The 15,191-nt window shown below is 72.1% G+C and carries 16 protein-coding genes; 1 reads left to right on the top strand and 15 read right to left on the bottom strand.

All coding sequences use genetic code 11. The features are described 5' to 3' along the window. Positions 1-42: 42 nt before the first annotated feature. The 11 genes from ACFOSY_RS23310 to ACFOSY_RS23260 all read right to left on the bottom strand — a co-directional run bounded on the left by ACFOSY_RS23310 (position 43) and on the right by ACFOSY_RS23260 (position 7,680). Positions 43-570: an NUDIX hydrolase gene (locus ACFOSY_RS23310; RefSeq protein WP_394310018.1), complete on the bottom strand. Its 528-nt coding sequence runs from the start codon at positions 568-570 to the stop codon at positions 43-45. Further along, complete coding sequence (gene lepB / locus ACFOSY_RS23305) at positions 560-1,351, bottom strand: signal peptidase I (RefSeq protein WP_394310016.1); 792 nt, start codon at positions 1,349-1,351, stop codon at positions 560-562. Before lepB (ACFOSY_RS23305) ends, ACFOSY_RS23310 begins: the two co-directional genes overlap by 11 nt. Positions 1,352-1,407: 56 nt before the next feature. Further along, positions 1,408-2,376, bottom strand: coding sequence for a signal peptidase I (gene lepB, locus ACFOSY_RS23300; protein ID WP_394310014.1), 969 nt, complete (start codon positions 2,374-2,376; stop codon positions 1,408-1,410). Further along, entirely contained in the window at positions 2,264-3,364 is a 1,101-nt protein-coding gene (gene lepB, locus ACFOSY_RS23295; protein WP_394310012.1) for a signal peptidase I, read from the bottom strand. Before lepB (ACFOSY_RS23295) ends, lepB (ACFOSY_RS23300) begins: the two co-directional genes overlap by 113 nt. Then, positions 3,357-4,100 carry a signal peptidase I gene (gene lepB / locus ACFOSY_RS23290; RefSeq protein WP_394310010.1) on the bottom strand — a complete coding sequence of 248 codons (744 nt, stop codon included), beginning with the start codon at positions 4,098-4,100 and terminating at the stop codon, positions 3,357-3,359. Before lepB (ACFOSY_RS23290) ends, lepB (ACFOSY_RS23295) begins: the two co-directional genes overlap by 8 nt. 45 nt (positions 4,101-4,145) lie before the next feature. Continuing rightward, entirely contained in the window at positions 4,146-4,496 is a 351-nt protein-coding gene (rplS, locus tag ACFOSY_RS23285) for a 50S ribosomal protein L19 (RefSeq protein WP_006130445.1), read from the bottom strand. Positions 4,497-4,626: 130 nt separating this feature from the next. Beyond that, entirely contained in the window at positions 4,627-5,460 is an 834-nt protein-coding gene (gene trmD, locus ACFOSY_RS23280; protein WP_394310006.1) for a tRNA (guanosine(37)-N1)-methyltransferase TrmD, read from the bottom strand. Further along, positions 5,460-6,023 carry a ribosome maturation factor RimM gene (gene rimM, locus ACFOSY_RS23275; protein ID WP_394310004.1) on the bottom strand — a complete coding sequence of 188 codons (564 nt, stop codon included), beginning with the start codon at positions 6,021-6,023 and terminating at the stop codon, positions 5,460-5,462. The genes trmD and rimM overlap by 1 nt, the downstream gene beginning before the upstream one ends. Before the next feature lie 106 nt (positions 6,024-6,129). Beyond that, on the bottom strand, positions 6,130-6,369 hold the full coding sequence (locus ACFOSY_RS23270; protein ID WP_003973401.1) for an RNA-binding protein: 240 nt from the start codon (positions 6,367-6,369) through the stop codon (positions 6,130-6,132). 2 nt (positions 6,370-6,371) lie between these two features. Next, positions 6,372-6,800, bottom strand: coding sequence for a 30S ribosomal protein S16 (rpsP, locus tag ACFOSY_RS23265; protein ID WP_394310000.1), 429 nt, complete (start codon positions 6,798-6,800; stop codon positions 6,372-6,374). Positions 6,801-7,083: 283 nt separating this feature from the next. After that, positions 7,084-7,680 (bottom strand): hypothetical protein, encoded by a 597-nt coding sequence (locus ACFOSY_RS23260; RefSeq protein ID WP_356790044.1) that lies wholly within the window; start codon positions 7,678-7,680, stop codon positions 7,084-7,086. Between the two features lie 612 nt (positions 7,681-8,292). Between ACFOSY_RS23260 and ACFOSY_RS23255 the strand changes: the two genes are divergently transcribed. Further along, positions 8,293-9,147 (top strand): methyltransferase domain-containing protein, encoded by an 855-nt coding sequence (locus ACFOSY_RS23255; RefSeq protein WP_394309998.1) that lies wholly within the window; start codon positions 8,293-8,295, stop codon positions 9,145-9,147. A 100-nt stretch (positions 9,148-9,247) separates the two neighbouring features. On the opposite strand, the gene ffh is transcribed toward ACFOSY_RS23255, so the two are convergent. The 4 genes from ffh to ACFOSY_RS23235 form a co-directional block, all read right to left on the bottom strand. Next, entirely contained in the window at positions 9,248-10,798 is a 1,551-nt protein-coding gene (ffh, locus tag ACFOSY_RS23250) for a signal recognition particle protein (protein WP_394309996.1), read from the bottom strand. Between the two features lie 194 nt (positions 10,799-10,992). Then, positions 10,993-13,419: a [protein-PII] uridylyltransferase gene (locus tag ACFOSY_RS23245; RefSeq protein ID WP_394309994.1), complete on the bottom strand. Its 2,427-nt coding sequence runs from the start codon at positions 13,417-13,419 to the stop codon at positions 10,993-10,995. 44 nt (positions 13,420-13,463) lie between these two features. After that, the gene (locus ACFOSY_RS23240) at positions 13,464-13,802 is read right to left on the bottom strand and encodes a P-II family nitrogen regulator (RefSeq protein WP_006130453.1); all 339 of its coding nucleotides are present in this window, start codon (positions 13,800-13,802) and stop codon (positions 13,464-13,466) included. Continuing rightward, complete coding sequence (locus ACFOSY_RS23235; RefSeq protein ID WP_394309991.1) at positions 13,799-15,139, bottom strand: ammonium transporter; 1,341 nt, start codon at positions 15,137-15,139, stop codon at positions 13,799-13,801. Before ACFOSY_RS23235 ends, ACFOSY_RS23240 begins: the two co-directional genes overlap by 4 nt. Between the last annotated feature and the right edge of the window lie 52 nt (positions 15,140-15,191).

Genomic DNA, 15,191 nt, shown 5'->3' with positions numbered 1-15,191 from the left:
CTTCAGCCGTGCGATCCCACCATTGTGCGCCAGTCCCGGGAGTCACCGGACGATTTCGGTGTCCAGGGTCACGGGCGCGGCCGGGGGGCCTTCGTCGAGCAGTGTCCGCAGCAGCCCGGCGAGCTTGGTCGGATACACCGTCTCACGGGCGTGGAGCAGTTCCTCGCAGGTCCACCAGCGAGCTCCGGCGACACTGCGCCGTTCCAGCTCGGTCAGGGCCGTCGCCGCGGTGGCCGTCTGTGTCGTACGGGCCAGGTAGTACCACTCGTCCTGGTCCCACTGGCGGCCCGCGAACGGGAAGGAGCAGCGGCGCCGCCACAGCACGGGGCCGAGGTCGACGTCGGTGATGCCGGTCTCCTCGGCGAGTTCCCTGAGCGCGGCCTGTTCACGGGTCTCGTCGCCCTCCACGCCGCCGCCGGGCGTGAACCACCAGTCGGTGCCGGGGTCGTCCGGTTCGTGGCCGTGGAGCAGCAGGATGCGGTCCTGGGGGTCGAGCAGCACCACCCGGGCGACTCTGCGCAGCCCGCCCGCGTACGTGTCGGGCGCCGCCGGGGCGGGCTCAGCGGCCACCGGTGCTCCCCGGGCTCCCGGTGCTCGCCGTGGCGCCGCGGGCGCGGGAGGCGGCCGCGCGCTTGGCCAGCGGCCCGTACGCGGCTCCGGCCAGCACCAGCACCGCGCCGCCGGCCACCGCCGCGAGCATGCCCGACAGCGGTCCCGGGGTGGAGAGCGGGCCGAGGGTCTGGAAGCCGGCGGGCTTGGGGAGCATGCCGTCCATCGGCCAGACGACGGCGTCCACGCGGCCCTGGACGGCGTCGCGGGAGACGGTGCCGCTGGCGGCGTCGGTCAGGTGGGCGGTGGAGTCGACCGATCCGGAGCGCTCGTCGCCGAGCAGGAACAGGCGGCCCTTCGGCACGGTCACCTCGGGGAAGACGGCGGACCGCGCCATCGGATCGTCGGGGAGATACGGTTCGTCGATCTCCTTGCCGTTGACCTTGAGCTTGCCGTCCTCGCAGCAGGAGACGATGTCGCCGCCGACGGCGACGACCCGCTTCACCATGGGGGCGTTCGACCAGGTCGCGTCGCGGAAGACGACGACGTCGCCGCGGCGGACGTCGTCGCCGTCGACGCGCTCCGCGAGCACGCGCTCGCCGGCGTCGATGGTGGGGGCCATCGAGGTGGTCGGCACGGTGTAGGGCCGGTAGAGCAGCGCTCCCCAGACGAATCCGCCGAGGAACAGCACCAGCCCGAGCGCGACGGCCACGTTGGACAGCACCTGACCGGTCCGGCCGGTCCGTGCCGTGCCGGATCCGCCGCTGCCCGGGACCGTACGCGTCGTGCTCTGACCACTCATGGGCGGCACCCTACCCGGCGGTACCCGGGCGGGTCAGCCCTCCCCGCGCCCCGCTGTCAGGAGCGGCGGCGGCGCCACAGCACGAACGGCACCGCGCCGGCCAGCGCGACGGCGGGCGGGGCGACCGTCAGGACCGCCGCGTTCTGCGCCTGGGTGTTGAGGCCGGGCTGGTCGAAGGTGTCCGGGACGGGCAGGTTGGTCCAGCGGTTGATCGGCCAGGCGATGACGACGGCGCGGCCGACGACCTTGTCGACGGGGACGAAGCCCTGGTTCTTGTCGGCCGTGTTGTAGCGGGAGTCCCGGGAGTTCTGCCGGTGGTCGCCCATGACCCAGATGTGGCCCTCGGGGACCTTCACCTTGAACTGGCCGCCCTGGTCGTCCTGGCTGCACGGGGTGTTGCCCGGGTAGACGTACGGCTCGTTGAGCGCCTTGCCGTTGACCTTCAGCGGGCCGGTGCCCTTGCACTCGATCGTGTCGCCTCCGACGCCGATGACCCGCTTGATCAGGTCCTTCTCCTCCGCGGACGGCATCAGGCCGATCCAGCTGAGGACCTTCTGGAGCGCGTTGGGGTCGGGCGTGGGCTCGCCGGCCAGCCAGTTGTCGGGGTCGTGGAAGACGACGACCTCGCCGCGCTCGGGCTCGGAGCCGAACCACGGCGTCAGCTTGTCGACCAGGACGCGGTCACCCTGCTGGAGGGTGTTCTGCATCGAGTCGGAGGGGATCGAGAACGCCTGGACGAGGAACGTCTTGATCAGCAGCGCCAGGACGAGCGCGATGCCGATGAGGATCGGCAGCTCCTTCCAGAAGGAGCGCTGCTGCTTCTTCGGCCGGTCCTTGTCCGTACCGTCCGGCGCCTGGCCGCCGGTCCGCGTCCCGTCCTCGTTCACTCCGCCGTCCTCGACCGCACGCTCGTCACTCCCGGAGAACGCGGCGTGGCCCGCGTCCGGGGCGCCCGGCCCCGCGGAGCCTCCGCGGTGCTCCTCGCCTCCCTGACCGGACCGTGCGCCTACCGCCACATCCCCCACGCCGACTCCTCACTCTCTGCCGCCGCCCGCGCCATGCCCGGCGCAGGCCCACCACTCCCATAACGAGCGGGAGTTCCGCAGGGCTCGGGAGCTGGACCATCTCTTCGGGTTGACCGGGATCGTCCGGGGCAACCCTATGCGACGACGGGGCGCGGGCGATCGACCCCGGCGCCGAGTCGGACACGGAGGCGTACGTCGTGGGCTCGTCGAGCGTGTTCCAGTGGCCGAGCGGCCAGGCGATGACCATGGCGCGGCCGACCACCTCGTCCTCGGAGACGGTGCCTCCGTAGTCGGTGTCCTGGTGGGAGCGGGAGTCCGCGGAGTTGGCGCGGTGGTCGCCCATCACCCACAGGCGGCCCTCCGGCACGGTGACGTCGAAGGGCGTCAGCGAGGGGGCGTTGCCGGGGAAGAGGTAGTCCTCGTCCAGCGGGACGCCGTTGACGGTGACGCGGCCCTGGGCGTCGCAGCACTGGACGCGGTCGCCGCCGACCCCCACGACCCGCTTGATCAGGTCCTTCTCGTTCTCCGACGGCAGCAGACCGATGAAGGTGAGGCCCTCCTTGATCTGCTTGATGCCGACCGGGTCCTCCTTCTTCACCGTGGTCCGCTCGTCCTGGAGCCAGCCGCCGGGGTCCTTGAACACGACGACGTCCCCGCGCTGCGGCTTGGAGCCGAACCAGGGGGTGAGCTTGTCGACGAGGACGCGGTCGCCGATCTGGATCGTCTGCTCCATGGAGCCGGACGGGATGACGAACGCCTGCACGAGGAACGTCTTCAGCACCAGCGCGATCAGGACGGCGACGCCGATGAGGAGGGGGATCTCCTTGACGGCGCTGCGCCTGCGGCGGCGCTTGACCTTGCGCTGGAGCTTGCGCCGCTCGGCGCGGGTGCGGCCGGACGAGGGGGAGATGGCCCGGCGGGCCCCGGTGGGCAGCAGGTTCTCGGCGGCGCTCGCCGGCACGCCGCGGGGCTTGCCGCGGTTACCCATGGCCGCCTCCCGTCGGAGCGGCCGCGTGCGCGGACACCTCCTGGGCCGGCACTCTCGCGTACGCGTCCGTGGGCTCCAGGCGGCCGGCGCGGCCGAACGGCCACACGACGCCTTCCGCGCGTCCGACGACCTTCTCCACCGGCACCATCCCGCCGCCGGGCGATCCGAGACGGTCACGTGAGTCGCTGGAGGCGGCGCGGTGGTCGCCGAGGACGAACAGCCGCCCTTCGGGCACGACGACGTCGAACCGCACCGTGGAGGGGCTGTCGCCGGGGAACAGGAAGCCCGACTCGTCGACCGACCGGCCGTTCACCCGGATCCTCCCCTCCCCGTCACAGCAGACGACATGGTCCCCGCCCACCCCCACCACCCGTTTGATGTAGTCGGCGTCACCGAAATACCCGGTGCCGTCGAACACAATCACGTCGCCGCGGGCCGGCCCGTCGCCGAAGGCGTATGCCAACTTGTTTACGAGAACGCGGTCCCCGACCCTCAATCCCTTCTCCATCGATCCGCTCGGGATCTCGAAGGGCCGCGCCACGAACAGGTTGACCGCCAGCAGGAACAGCAGGCAGAGCAGCAGGGTCGCCGTGACCCGCCCGCCGGGCAGCCGGTCCGTGATGCGCGACACCAACGCGGAACGCGACCGCCCCTCCGGCCCCGGCGTGCCCGAGGGGTCCTCGGGGGGCGGGGGGAGGGAGCGGTCGCGCTCCGTCGGCTGTGCTTCGGTGTCCATCGGGGCCAGATGCTATCCGGCCGCGATATGACGCCGGTAAAGCGCTCAGTTCTCGCGCTTCTCCTTGATCTTCGCGGCCTTGCCGCGCAGCTCACGGAGGTAGTACAGCTTGGCGCGGCGGACGTCACCCTTGGTGACGAGCTCGATCTTCTCCACGATCGGGGTGTGCACCGGGAAGGTGCGCTCGACGCCGACGGAGAAGGAGACCTTGCGGACCGTGAAGGTCTCGCGCACGCCGGAACCCTGGCGGCGGATCACCACGCCCTTGAACTGCTGCACACGGGAGCGGTTGCCCTCGATGACGCGCACGTGGACGTTGACGGTGTCGCCGGGACGGAAGTCCGGGACGTCGCTGCGGAGCGACGCGGTGTCGACGGAGTCGAGCAGGTGAGACATGTCGTCTGCTTTCTTCGCTGATGCCGCAGGTCATCAACGGCACTAGGGATCGGATCGGGCTGTGCGGTGCGGGGCGGGCGTCGTGTCCCCCTGCGGCAGGGGCGCTCGCCGGACGGCGCACAACAGCGGCCTATTCTTCCACGCCGCCGGTCCTGCGCCAAAATCGGCCGTACGGCTCCCCCGCGGGGTCCGGTTCCCAGCCGAGGATGGACAGCATCTCGCGGTCCTTCTTGTCGAAGGCCTTGGGATCGCAGCGCTCGATGAGGTCGGGGCGGTGCACGGTGGTCCGCCGCAGCGCCTCGTCGCGCCGCCAGCGGGCGATCTTCCCGTGGTGGCCGCTGAGCAGCACGTCCGGGATGTCCCGGCCGCGCCAGGACGGCGGCTTGGTGTAGACGGGGCCCTCCAGCAGGTTGGCCATGGCGCCGGGGGCGAAGGAGTCGTCGCGGTGCGACTCGGCGTTGCCGAGGACGCCCGGGAGCAGCCGCGCCACCGCCTCGGTGACGACCAGGACCGCGGCCTCGCCGCCGGCCAGGACGTAGTCGCCGATGGACACCTCGAAGACCGGCATGCGGGTGGCGTACTCGTCGACGACGCGGCGGTCGATGCCCTCGTAGCGGGCCGGGGTGAAGATCAGCCAGGGCCGTTCGGAGAGGTGGACGGCGAGTTCCTGGGTGAAGGGGCGGCCGCTCGGGGTGGGGACGATCAGGGCGGGCTCGTGCGAGCCGCGCTCGTACCCGTCCGCCAGGACCGAGTCCAGCGCGTCCCCCCACGGCTCGGTCTTCATGACCATGCCGGGGCCGCCGCCGTACGGGGTGTCGTCGACGGTGTTGTGCCGGTCGTACGTCCAGTCACGCAGGTCGTGGACGTGCACGTCGAGCTGTCCGCGGGCGCGCGCCTTGCCGACCAGGGAGACGTTCAGCGGGTCGAGGTACTCGGGGAAGATCGTGACGACGTCGAGCCGCATCAGGCGTCGTCCCCGGTCTCGGCGGCGGCGTCACGGGAGGAGGCGACCTCGGCGCGGTCGTCGATCAGACCGGGCGGCGGGTCGATGACCGCGCGCTGCTCCTCGAGGTCGATCTCGGTGACGATCTCCTCGACGAACGGCACGTACACCTCGGTGCCGTCCGGGCGTTCGACGACGAAGAGGTCCTGGGTGGGCAGGTGGGAGATCTCGGTGATGCGGCCGACCGGCTCGCCGTCCTTGGTGACGACGTCGAGGTCGATCAGCTGATGGTCGTAGTACTCGTCCTCGCCCTCGGGCAGTTCCTCGGGGTCGACGTCGGCGATCAGCAGGGTGTTGCGCAGCGCCTCGGCGCCGGTGCGGTCGTGGACGCCCTCGAAGCGCAGCAGCAGGCGGCCGCTGTGCACCCGGCCGCTCGCGATGGTGAGCGGCCCGGTGGAGGCCGGGTCGGTGGCCAGCACGGCGCCGCGGCCGAGCCTCAGCTCGGGCTCGTCGGTGCGGACCTCGACGGTGACCTCGCCCTTGATGCCGTGGGCGCGGCCGATGCGCGCGACTACCAGCTGCACGGTGTTCGTTCTCCTGTCGTGTGCCTACGGCATCACTTGATATACGACTGCGGGCCGGGGACGGCCCAGTGGCCCTCCCCGGCCCGAGCCGGTGCTGCTTACGGCGTCAGCGGACGTGGTCCACGTCGACAAGGTCGACACGGACACCGCGGCCGCCGATGGCGCCCACGACGGTGCGCAGAGCGCGTGCGGTGCGGCCGTTGCGGCCGATCACCTTGCCGAGGTCGTCCGGGTGGACCCGGACCTCGAGCACGCGCCCGCGGCGCAGGTTGCGCGAGGCGACCTGCACATCGTCAGGGTTGTCGACGATGCCCTTCACGAGGTGCTCGAGAGCCTCCTCGAGCATGCTCAGGCCTCGGTCGACGCAGACGAAGAGGACTCAGCGGAGGCCTCGTCCTTCTTCTCAGCCTTCTTCTTCTGGGTGATCGCCTCACCCTTGCCCTCGTCGTCGCCGCCGATCGCCTCGAAGGACGGGCGGGCGGGCTTCTCGGGCTGCTGCAGCAGAGGCGCCGGGGCGGGCTCGCCCTTGAACTTCTGCCAGTCGCCGGTCTTCTTCAGGATGGCGAGCACGGGCTCGGTCGGCTGGGCGCCGACGGAGAGCCAGTACGCCACGCGATCGGCGTCGACCTCGATCACCGACGGGTTGTACGTCGGGTGGTACTTGCCGATCTCCTCGATGGCCCGGCCGTCACGGCGGGTACGGGAGTCGGCGACGACGATGCGGTAGTGAGGCGAACGGATCTTGCCCAGACGCTTCAGCTTGATCTTGACTGCCACGGGAGTGGGTTCTCCTGGATTTGACGTGGTTGGGCACGGCGGGAAGGCCGCGTGGGGTTGCGGTACCCGAGTGCCCGATGGACGCGTCAGCCGGAGGAGAGAGGGGTCCTGTGCGGCTGTCGAGTACAGCTGACCATTGTGCCACACCCCGCGGGGCCGGACGGCCGCGGGGCGAGGGCACATGGGCACGACGAAGCGGCACCCGGCGCATGCTGCTGTTCGCGTCGGGTGCGCCCGGTGGTCGGCGGGGCTGGGACCCCGGCACCCACGAGGTGCCGGGGCCTCAGCTCGCCGCGACGACTTCCGGGATCCGGAACGGCTTTCCGCAGCCGCCGCAGACGATCGGCGCCTGCGCCAGCACGGACGGGACGACGCGCACGTTGCGGCCGCAGTCGCAGACCGCCTTCACGCGCACGCCGCCGCCGGACGAGCCGTGCCGCGCGGCCGGCCCGCGGAAGCTCCGGGCGGTGTCGCCCGCGGTCGCCGCCGTGTGCGCCTTGAGGGCGCGCTGGAGACGCTCCGTCGTCGGGCGGTAGCGGCGCTTCGCCTCGGGGGTGAGCGTGACCAGCGAGAAGCCGCTGCTCGGGTGCGGCTCCTCGGGGTGGTCCAGGCCCAGCTCCTCGGCGATGGCCAGGAACCTGCGGTTGTGGTACCGCCCGGCTCGGGACGTGTCGCGCACGCCGCGCGCGGCGGCGATGCCGTGGACTGCCTCGTGCAGCAGTCGCTCGAAGGAGAGTTCGTGCCCGCACGCGGACGACGACTCTCCGATCAGGGACTCGGGCGCGGCGAGATCGGGCAGTTCGGGGTGGTACCGCTGAATGTCGGCCCACGCCTCTGCCAGTTCTGCGGCGAGAACAGGTGGTGTCTGTGTCGTGCTCACGTAATGACAACGAGCCTGGGGGCCTCTGTGTTCCGATTCCGGGGCATCCCAAATAATTTGCACGTACCCGTCAGTTGCCGCTGATGCATCCTGACGACCACGGGTGCGCTGATCTGCGGAGGAGCCTCGCAGCTCACCGCAAGGTGGTGCGTAGGCTGACGTACGCCCCCGCGTGCGCCCGGTCTCCACGCGCCGGTGCGCGTGCGTCGCGCGGAGGCGCAAGAGACCTTTCGGCCGCCCTCGCGGCGGGAGGCGGCGTCCGGTGCGCCCGGAACGCCGTGACGGCCGAACCTACCGGGTCCGCCCCCGGCCCCGCGAACCGCCCCTCGTTCCGGCCCTCACTCCGGCGCTCATTCCGGCCCTCCTGCGCCCCGCCGCCGTTGGCCGGAACCGTCCCGTGGACGTCCGGGCCGTGGCGGGCCGGGCGGCCGCCGATTACCGGAATGTGAATTCTTGCCACTGGCACGAGCAAGTACCAAACGGCCGTCCCCTTCCACTGGACGACACGTCGAGGGCGGAGTTACCTGGCATACGGGGGGTGTGCGGGCGCACTGCACGGGGGCCAGGAAAACGGGCACTGCGGCAACTCTCGGCTGATTGGGGCGCTTACCTATGACACCTACGCTCGTGCGGCAGCACCCGTCACGCACGGGGGCGGCCCCGCGCGTGGACCTGCGGGCACGCGCGCGTGACTGGTCCGAGATCCAGGAGCGGATGCTCGTACCGCTCTACGAGGCGGTGTACGAGCGACTCGACGTGGGCCCGGCGACCCGGCTGCTGGGCCTCGGCTGCGGCTCGGGGCTGGCCCTGCTGATGGCGGTCTCCCGCGGCGCGGCGGTCACCGGTGTGGACACCTCGTCCGACCGGCTGGCTCTCGCGCGGGAGCGGCTGCTGCCGGACGAGCGGGACGCCCGCTCACAGCCGGACACCCGGATCGTGCAGGGCTCCCCCGCCGGGGCGGCCCGCACCGGCGCCGCCGGGTACTCCGTGGTGACCGCCTTCGAACCGATCGGGTGCCTCGCCGGCGACGCGGAGGGACTCGGGGAGCTGCTCGGCGAGGCGCTGCCGCTGGCCGGGCGCGGTGCGGCCGTGGTGCTGGCCGGCTGGGGCCCGCCGGAGCGCTGCACGACGTCGACGGTGCTGCGGGTGGCCGCCAAGCTGGCGGAACCGCTGCGGGGCGCGGACGCCTGGAGGCCCACCGAGCGCGACGACCTGGAGCGGGTCGCCGAGCGCGCGGGTCTGCGGCCCGACGGCTCCGGGCGGGTGGCCTGCCCGTTCGGCTACGCGGACGCGGACAGCGCCGTACGGGGCCTGAAGTCGACGGGCCTGTTCGACCCGGCGATCACCGCCACCGACCAGGTGCAGGTCGACAAGGAGCTGACCGAGGCGCTCCACCCGTACCAGCGGGCGGACGGCACCGTGTGGATGCCGAACGTGTTCCGGTATCTCGTCGCGCGCGTGCCCTGACGGGCACGGCCCGCAGACACGCCGCAGGGGCGCCTCCTCGGACGAGGAGAGCGCCCCTGCGGCGTGTGTGCGGGCCTCAGCCCGCATGCGTGCGCGGGCCTCAGCCCATGAACTTCTTGAACTCGTCGGGCAGCTCGAAGTCCTTGCCGCCCTGCTGCGGCAGACCGAAGGCGCTGCCGCCCTCGGCTGCGGCGGCGCGGCGCGCGGCCTCCTCCTGCTCCTGCTGCTTGCGCTTCATCGGGTTGCCGGAGCGCTGCTTGCCCTTGGCCTGCTTCTGCTTCTTCTTCGTACGGCCCGGACCGCCGCCCATGCCCGGCATCCCGGGCATCCCCGGCATGCCGCCGCCCTGCGCCATGCGGGACATCATCTTGCGCGCCTCGAAGAACCGCTCGACCAGGTTCTTCACCGCGCTGACCTCGACGCCGGAGCCCTTGGCGATACGGGCGCGGCGCGAGCCGTTGATGATCGTCGGCTCCTGGCGCTCGGCCGGGGTCATCGACTTGATGATCGCGGCGGTGCGGTCGACGTCCCGCTCGTCCAGGTTGTTGATCTGGTCCTTGATCTGGCCCATGCCGGGGAGCATGCCGAGCAGCTTGGAGATGGAGCCCATCTTGCGGACCTGCTCCATCTGGGCGAGGAAGTCGTCCAGGGTGAAGTCCTGGCCCTTCTTCGACGCCAGCTTGGAGGCCATCCGCTCGGCCTCTTCCTGGCTGAACGTCTTCTCCGCCTGCTCGATCAGGGTGAGCAGGTCACCCATGTCGAGGATGCGGGAGGCCATCCGGTCCGGGTGGAAGGCGTCGAAGTCGTCGAGCTTCTCACCGTTGGACGCGAACATGATCGGCTTGCCGGTGACCTGCCGAATGGACAGGGCGGCACCGCCGCGGGCGTCACCGTCGAGCTTGGACAGCACCACGCCGTCGAAGCCGACGCCGTCGCGGAAGGCCTCGGCGGTGTTGACCGCGTCCTGGCCGATCATCGCGTCGACGACGAAGAGGATCTCGTCGGGCGAAACCGCGTCCCTGATGTCCGCGGCCTGCTGCATCATCTCCTGGTCGATGCCCAGGCGGCCGGCGGTGTCGACGATCACGATGTCGTGGACCTTGGACCGGGCGTGGTCGATGGAGTCCTTGGCGACCTTCACCGGGTCGCCGACGCCGTTGCCCGGCTCGGGCGCGTAGACGGCGACGCCCGCGCGCTCGGCGACGACGCTGAGCTGGTTGACGGCGTTGGGGCGCTGGAGGTCGGCGGCGACCAGCAGCGGGGAGTGACCCTGGTCCGCGAGCCACTTCCCGAGCTTGCCCGCGAGGGTGGTCTTGCCGGCGCCCTGGAGACCCGCGAGCATGATCACGGTCGGGGGCTGCTTGGCGAAGCGGAGGCGGCGGGTCTCGCCGCCGAGGATCTGGACCAGCTCGTCGTTGACGATCTTGATGATCTGCTGGGCCGGGTTGAGCGCCTTGGAGACCTCGGCGCCGAGCGCGCGCTCCTTGACGTTCTTGATGAACGCGCGGACGACCGGCAGGGCCACGTCCGCTTCCAGCAGGGCGATGCGGATCTCACGCGCCGTGGCGTCGATGTCCGCTTCGCTCAGCCGGCCTTTTCCGCGGAGGTTTTTGAAGGTCGCGCTGAGGCGGTCGGAGAGAGTATCGAACACGGCGGCGTCGGTCCTCGGGGTCGGGGGCGATCTGGGCTGCCCTCCAGGGTATCCCGGCGGCACGGGTTGCCGGGATCCCCGGTTCAGGCGGTCCTCCGGAACGGTGACGCCCTCCAGGGGCGCGGGGAACTGCGCGACCAGCCCCAACGGCGCCGCGGACAGGCGAACGACCCGCGGCCCGGCGGCCGACACGCCTAGCCCCGCAACGTTTCCTCCAGCTTTCGCGCCACAGCCACCGCCTCCTCACCCGGCAGAGGCACACCCCGCTCCTGCGTCACATAGAACGCGTCCACCGCGTTCGCCCCCAGCGTGCTCACGTGCGCACTCCGCACCCGGACACCCGCGTCCTCCAGCGCCCGCCCGATGCGGAACAGCAGTCCCGGCGCGTCCTGCGCGCGGACCTCGATCACGGTGGCGTGCCGGGAGGCGGCCGGGGCGACCGTCACGCGCGGGGGCGGGGCGATGACCCCGCGGCGCCTCGGGTACGCGGCGTCGCGTTCGGCGAGGCGGCCGGAGATGTCGAGGCTGCCGTCCAGGGCGCGGACCAGGTCGGCGCGGAGCCGGGCGGCCTGCGGCAGTGAGCCGTACTCGGCGGCGACCCGCCAGTCCAGCAGCAGCACGGAGCCGTCGACGCCGTCGGGGAGGTCCAGGGAGCGCAGTTCGGCGGTGCGCACGGTCAGCCGGTGCATGGCGAGCACGCCGGCCACGGCGGGCAGCACGCCCTCCTGGTCGGGGACGGCGATCAGCAGCTCCACGCCGAGCGGTTCCGGGTCGTCGGAGGGTTCGGCGGGCGGCTCGGTCTGCGCCCGCAGGGACAGCACGGGGGCGCCGGTGGCGACGGCCTCCAGGGCGAGCCGCTCGTGCTGTGCGGTGGGCGCGGCCTCCTCGGGGCCGGGCGGAACCTGGCCTGCCAGCACGGCGGAGACCCGTTCGACCAGGTCGGCGACGAGGGAGGCGCGCCAGGAGGACCAGGCCGCCGGTCCGGTGGCGAGGGCGTCCGCCTCGGTGAGGGCGTGCAGCAGCTCCAGCGTGCCCGGGGATCGGACGGCCTCGGCGACGGAGCGCACGGTGGCGGGGTCGTCGAGGTCGCGCCGGGTGGCGGTCTCCACCAGCAGCAGGTGGTGGCGTACGAGGGTGGCGATCACGGTGACGTCCTCGGCGTCGAAGCCGATGCGGGCCGCGACGTCCCGGGCGATGACCTCGCCGGCCACCGAGTGGTCGCCTGGCCAGCCCTTGCCGATGTCGTGCAGCAGGGCGGCGACGAGCAGCAGGTCGGGGCGGCTGACGCGGCGGGTGAAGGCGGAGGCGCGCACGGCGGTCTCGATGAGGTGCCGGTCGACGGTCCACAGGTGGACGGCGTTGCGCTGCGGGCGGCAGCGGACCCGGTCCCAGTCGGGGAGCAGCAGGCTGATCAGCCCTTCGGCCTCCAGCGCCTCCCAGACGTCGACGGTGGGCCGGCCGGAGCCGAGGAGGGTGACGAGCTGTTCGCGGGCCTCGGCGGGCCAGGGTGTGGGCAGGGGGCGCGCCCCGGTGGCCATGCGCCGTGCGGCGTGCAGGGAGAGCGGGAGTCCGGCCTGGGCGGCGGCGGCCGCGGCGCGCAGCGGGAGCACGGGGTCGCGGTCGGGGCGCGCGGCGCGGGCGAGCACCACCTCGCCGTCGTGCTCGACGACGCCCTCGGCCAGCGGGGACCGCTCGGGCGCCGGCTTGCCTCCGCCCCACATGGCGCGCAGCCGGGGCCGCACCGCGCGGGAGCGCAGGACGCGGCCGACCTCGCGCCAGGTGACGTCGCCGGCGTAGGCGATGACCCGGGCGGACTCGTAGACCTGGCGGAGCAGGGCGTCGGCGTCGAGCAGGCCGAGTTCGGCGGCGACCTGGTCCTGTTCCTGGAGGGCGAGCCGGTCGGTGGCGCGTCCGGTGGTCAGGTGCAGGGCGTCGCGGACGTCGAGGAGGCGGCAGCGGGCCTCGGCGAGTCCTTCGCGGGGGGCGTCGGCGAGCCAGGAGGCGGCCACCGCGCGCAGGGCGGTGGCGTCGCGCAGCCCGCCGCGGGCCTCCTTGAGGTCGGGTTCCAGGAGGTACTGGAGTTCGCCGTGGCGTGCGGCGCGCTCCTCGCACAGCTCCCGCAGGGCGGGCAGCCGCTTGGGGGCCTGGTTGCGCCAGTCGGCGAGGACGGTGGTGCGCAGGGCGGTGGTGAGGCCGAGGTCGCCGGCGATGTGCCGGGCGTCGAGCAGACCGAGCTGGACCTTGAGGTCCTCGCCGGCGGTCCTGCGGGCCTCCACCGGGGTGCGGACGGAGTGGTCGAGGGCGAGGCCGAGGTCCCAGACCGGGTACCAGAGGCGGTCGGCGAGCGCGGACACGGTCTCGGGGGAGCTGCCGTCGTGGAGCAGCAGCAGGTCGAGGTCGCTGCGCGGGGAGAGTTCCGCGCGTCCGTAGCCGCCGACGGCGACGAGGGACACCCCGCGGGCTCCGGGGGCGCCGGCCGTGAAGAGTTCCGTGAGCCATGTGTCGGTGAGGGCGGCGAGGGCGGAACGGCGCGGCGGCCCGGACCGTGCCTTCTCGTTGAGAAGGCGCAGCCGGGCCGCCGCGTAGCCGCCGGGGCGCGAGTCCTCTGCCTGACCGTCCATGTCCGTCCTCGTCACCCGGCGACTCCTGTTCCGTGGGTCCGCTGTCAGAGCGCGTCCGGGCCGCGCTCGCCGGTCCGGACCCGTACGGCCGTCTCGACGGGGATGGTCCACACCTTGCCGTCGCCGATCTTGCCGGTGCGGGCGGCCTTGACCACGACGTCGACGAGCTGTTCGGCGTCGTCGTCCTCGACCAGGACCTCGATGCGGACCTTGGGCACCAGGTCGACGGTGTACTCGGCGCCGCGGTAGACCTCGGTGTGGCCGCGCTGGCGGCCGTAGCCGCTGGCCTCGGTGACGGTCAGACCGTGCACGCCGAAGGCCTGGAGGGCCTCTTTGATCTCGTCGAGCCGGTGCGGCTTCACGACGGCGGTGATGAGCTTCATGCGTCCACCTTCTTGCTCTCGGCCGGGGTGACGGGGGCGTTGGCCGGCGTACGGGCCGCGCCGCCGCCGGCGCCGCTGAAGTCGTATGCGGTCTCGGCGTGCTCGGCCTGGTCGATGCCGGCCACTTCCTCGTCCTCGGAGACTCGCATACCGATGGTCTTGTGGATCAGGAGGGCCAGGACCGCGGAGGCGACCAGGGAGTAGGCGAGGACGCCGAAGACACCGGCGCACTGCTTCCAGAACTGGTCGAGGCCGCCGCCGTAGAAGAGGCCCGCGACGTCGGACTGGCCCTTGCCGGTGGCGAAGAAGCCGATGAGCAGGGAGCCGAGGATGCCGCCGACGAGGTGGACGCCGACGACGTCGAGGGAGTCGTCGTAGCCGAACTTGTACTTCAGGCCGACGGCCATGGCGCACAGGACACCGGCGACGAGGCCGACCGCGATGGCGCCGAGCGGGGAGACCGCGCCGCCGGCCGGGGTGATGGCGACCAGGCCGGAGACCGCGCCGGAGGCGGCGCCCAGGGTGGTGAACGCGCCGTGGCGGATCTTCTCGTAGGCGAGCCAGCCGAGGACGGCGGCGCCGGTGGCGACCTGGGTGTTGACGAACATCAGCGCGCCGACGCCGTCGTCGTTGCCGAGCCAGGAGCCGGCGTTGAAGCCGAACCAGCCGAACCACAGCAGCCCTGCGCCGAGCATGACCAGCGGGAGGCTGTGCGGGCGCATCGGGTCCTTCTTGAAGCCGACGCGCTTGCCGATGACCAGGATCACGCCGAGCGCGGCCGCACCGGCGTTGATGTGGACCGCGGTGCCGCCGGCGAAGTCGATGACGCCCAGCTCGAAGGCCCAGCCGCCGGAGCCCCAGACCCAGTGCGCGACCGGGAAGTAGACGACGGTGACCCACAGTGCGACGAAGAGGGCCCACGCGGTGAACTTCACGCGGTCCGCGAGGGCGCCGCTGATCAGGGCGGGCGTGAGGACGGCGAACATCAGCTGGAAGACCAGGAAGACGAAGACCGGGATGGTGTAGCCGTCCCAGAGTTCGGTCAGGCCGATGTCGCTCAGCCCCACCCAGTCGGTGTTCCAGCCGACGAGGCTGCCCTTGTCGTCGCCGAACGCGACGGAGAATCCGTAGAGCACCCACAGGACGGTGACGATGCCCAGGCTGATGAAGCTCATCATCAGCATGTTCAGGGTGCTCTTGACCCGGACCATGCCTCCGTAGAAGAAGGCAAGACCGGGGGTCATGAGCATCACCAGGGCGGTACAGATGAGCATGAACCCTGTGTTGGCGGCGGACAGCGTGGGCGCGTCTGCTGCCAGGGTGATGGCTGGTGCCATCGGCGTCTCCTCGTCGTTGGTACGGCCCCGTGCGGGCGAAGCCTTGAGCGGA

The sequence above is a fragment of the Streptomyces lusitanus genome, assembly GCF_042647945.1.
Classification (GTDB): Bacteria; Actinomycetota; Actinomycetes; order Streptomycetales; family Streptomycetaceae; genus Streptomyces; species Streptomyces pseudogriseolus.
The sequence above is the reverse complement of the archived record's forward strand: the minus strand, read 5'-3'. Positions and strand labels throughout refer to the sequence as shown.

Bases quoted from the DNA above. Each gene is read 5' to 3' on its own strand.
- trmD (WP_394310006.1), bottom strand. From the start codon at position 5,460: ATGCGGCTCGACGTCGTCACGATCTTCCCCGAGTACCTCGACCCGCTG.
- ACFOSY_RS23270 (WP_003973401.1), bottom strand. From the start codon at position 6,369: ATGCTCGAGGAGGCTCTCGAGCACCTCGTGAAGGGCATCGTCGACAAC.
- rplS (WP_006130445.1), bottom strand. From the start codon at position 4,496: ATGTCTCACCTGCTCGACTCCGTCGACACCGCGTCGCTCCGCAGCGAC.
- lepB (WP_394310016.1), bottom strand. From the start codon at position 1,351: ATGAGTGGTCAGAGCACGACGCGTACGGTCCCGGGCAGCGGCGGATCC.
- ACFOSY_RS23235 (WP_394309991.1), bottom strand. From the start codon at position 15,139: ATGGCACCAGCCATCACCCTGGCAGCAGACGCGCCCACGCTGTCCGCC.
- ACFOSY_RS23255 (WP_394309998.1), top strand. From the start codon at position 8,293: ATGACACCTACGCTCGTGCGGCAGCACCCGTCACGCACGGGGGCGGCC.
- lepB (WP_394310012.1), bottom strand. From the start codon at position 3,364: ATGGGTAACCGCGGCAAGCCCCGCGGCGTGCCGGCGAGCGCCGCCGAG.
- ACFOSY_RS23240 (WP_006130453.1), bottom strand. From the start codon at position 13,802: ATGAAGCTCATCACCGCCGTCGTGAAGCCGCACCGGCTCGACGAGATC.
- lepB (WP_394310010.1), bottom strand. From the start codon at position 4,100: ATGGACACCGAAGCACAGCCGACGGAGCGCGACCGCTCCCTCCCCCCG.
- ACFOSY_RS23245 (WP_394309994.1), bottom strand. From the start codon at position 13,419: ATGGACGGTCAGGCAGAGGACTCGCGCCCCGGCGGCTACGCGGCGGCC.